General features: G+C 56.7%; 2 protein-coding genes. Both read left to right on the top strand.

Annotated features, from left to right (window positions below; genetic code table 11):
• Positions 1 to 484 precede the first annotated feature (484 nt).
• Positions 485 to 1,420, top strand: coding sequence for a LysR family transcriptional regulator (locus tag ACGLHR_RS51240; protein ID WP_400103725.1), 936 nt, complete (start codon positions 485 to 487; stop codon positions 1,418 to 1,420).
• 458 nt (positions 1,421 to 1,878) lie between these two features.
• Positions 1,879 to 3,011 (top strand): aldehyde dehydrogenase family protein (locus ACGLHR_RS51235; protein WP_400103723.1); only part of this gene is annotated, 1,133 nt, incomplete at its 3' end.

The following is a 3,011-nucleotide window of genomic DNA, read 5'->3' as shown; positions in this document are numbered from 1 at the left end:
AAGGAACGAGGGTAGTCAATGCCTGCGATTGGAAGCTCCATGCCCGAGTGTAACTCCGGTTAAATGGATACCCCATATCACGGTTATCTTGCCGGCGGAGCGGCGGGCGCGATGCTTGGCTGGCTTGGCTACCGCTGGGCACAGCATCTTTGGTCGCTTGCCGGCCATCTACGGTCGTTCCCCATCGCCCTGAAATGAGCGCTCGAACATCCCTTCCACTTCGACAAGAGACCTTCGAAGAACTATGGTCGTCGTCGCGACATCGGCCTTGGCCGACGCTCAGTTCGGAGGCATCTGACAACATGAACGCGTCCTGACCTGCTTTAGCTACCAGTGTGCACACAGGATGTCAGAGCGCCGCAAGAGTAATATCTCTGCTGAGGGATAGGCATCAATAAGGCGCTTGCAATCCAGGTCGTGCCTTGCGAAGGCGCGGCCCCAACGCGAAAGCGCTCGCGGTTCAGCTACTCATCGAGTACCCCGAATGGACCTGAATCTGATCACGTTGTTTATTGAGATTGTGGAGTGTCACGGCTTGGCCGCAGCCGCGCGCAAGCTCAATATGTCCAAGTCAAACATCAGCCAGAGACTCAAGGTTCTCGAGCGTGAAACAGGAGCGCAACTTGTTCGAAGATCGGCGCGCAGTTTCGAGCTGACCGAAGCGGGTCAGGTGCTCTACGCCAGCGGACGGCGTATGCTGGATGATCTGGATAACGCCCGTGCATCCATCGACATGCTTGGGCACACGCTGACGGGGCGGATTCGCATCAGCGTACCCACCGGCATTGGCAGGTTATTTGTCGGATCGAAGCTACGTGAGTTCGCGCGGATTCATCCGGGAATCTCGCTGACAATCACCTTCAATAACCGGATCGAAGATCTTATCGCATCCGAAATCGACATTGCACTGCGGATCGAGCGAACACCGCCTTTGGATTACGTCGCTCGTGAAGTTTGTTCAATTGACTGGGTCCTCTGCGCATCCACGGATTATTCTCAGAGACGCGGACCGATTAACTGCCCCGCGGACCTCGCGTCGCAGACTTTTATCGGGTTGCCGCCAAGTCAGGAGTCTACGATCGAGCTTAGAAAGCGAAATGACGATATGGACGCCCAGCTCGTCCATATCCAGCCAACGCTACAATCGGCGGACTACCCATTTCTCCTCGATGCTGTACTGGAAGGCATGGGCATCGGTATTCTGCCAATATATGCAATGTGCGGACCGGCCGCCAAAAATCTGCAGCAAGTACTTCCGCAGTACCGGATCGTCGGGCAGCTTAACAGCCTGTACATTCTCACTCTTCCAAGCCATTTCCCGTCACCCGCAAAACGGGCGCTAATGGAATACCTTGAAAAAGAATTGAGGGAATACGCTGAGAGCTGGAAATCAGCGCATCAAGTTGCGCCGGTCCCGTAACCCGGCGCACCAATTCGAAGCCTCACCGCATCTTGTGGAGCCGTAGCTGTCAACGAGGCGTCACAACGACCGCGCGACTGCAGAGTCGCCGCGACGCAATCGCCCCTTTAAACCACTGGTTCCGTCTGACCGCACTGCTGGCCGCCGGTGCGTCCGCCTCCAACAGGCCGTCGGAAGACACGTCCTGTTTGCCCCGGAACTGGCCGCCCGCGCCACACCAGGCCAGGCCACGTGCGCACTGACCGACGTGCCCTGCCCATCCCTTTTTTGGAGACTGCGTCGTCGGCGCCATGTTAACTGGCAGTGAACGCTGCATCCTTTCCCAATGGGATTGTCTGCCGGGAGGGTCAAGTCCAGAATGAGCCAACGATGCATGGATGGTAAAAAAATTCAGGGGCTCGGGCGCTATCTGATCCCATTTTCCGTCCATATTCTGCTGACATAGCGAGGAGCGTTAGATGGAATACAAGACAACCAACCCGGCGACAGGAAAACTAGTCAAAACGTTCGAAGGTGCCAAGGACGACGAGATCGAGGGAATTATTGCGACGGCTCACGGTGCTTTTGAACTGGATTGGCGGCATCGGTCCGTTGCGGATCGTGCGCGGGTTATCGCGAAGGCGGCATCTATCCTGCGAGACAAGGCGGAAGAATATGCGCAGATTATCACGCTGGAGATGGGAAAGAGGATCGCCGAAGCACGCGCCGAAGTGAGGTTATCAGCAAATATCCTCGACTATTACGCGCAGCGCGCACACGAGTTCCTTGAGCCGCAACAAGTGCCGGAGGTGTCCGGCGCCAAAGTCCATGTTTATCCGGTTGGAATCCTGCTGGGTGTCGAACCGTGGAATTACCCGTACTACCAGATCGCCCGCGTTGCCGCTCCGCAGCTCATGGTTGGCAATGTACTCATCTTGAAGCATGCCGAAAACGTGCCGCAATGTGCACTGGCGTTTGCTCGACTGTTTGAAGAAGCTGGTGCGCCCGCGGGCGTCTACACCAGCGTCTTCGCGTCGATTGACCAGGTCGGGAGGATCATCGACGATCCACGCGTGCGTGGAGTAACCCTCACCGGCAGTGAAAGAGCCGGCGCCGCTGTTGCTGAGCGGGCCGGGCGCAATCTGAAAAAAGTCGTACTCGAACTCGGTGGCAACGATGCCATGATCGTCCTGGAGGATGCTCCACTCGAATGGGCCATCGATACCGCGTTAATCGGACGGACGCTGAATTGCGGACAGGTTTGCGTTGGCTCGAAACGCATCATCGTTGTCGGCAAGCAGCGCGGCGAGGAATTCCTCAGCGGTTTCAAAAAGGCCATGACCGCCCTGCAGGCCGGCGACCCTGCGGACGCGAATACGACGCTTGGGCCGATTTCGTCAGAAAAAGCCCTCGATCACCTTCTTGACCAGATCCAGCGCGCGGTTGATTCAGGCGCAGCTATCGAGTGTGGCGGCCATCGCATCGATCGGGAAGGGTTCTATATTGAACCCACCATACTTAGCAACATCAACACAAGCGACCCGATCTATCGGGAAGAGCTCTTCGGCCCTATCGCTTCTTTCTTCGTTGTTGCGAATGAAGAAGAAGCCAT

Origin of the sequence: Cupriavidus sp. CuC1 (assembly GCF_044627735.1) — a bacterium.
Classification (GTDB): domain Bacteria; phylum Pseudomonadota; class Gammaproteobacteria; order Burkholderiales; family Burkholderiaceae; genus Cupriavidus; species Cupriavidus ulmosensis.
Note: the sequence above shows the minus strand (reverse complement) of the source record. Positions and strands in the feature narration are given on the sequence as shown.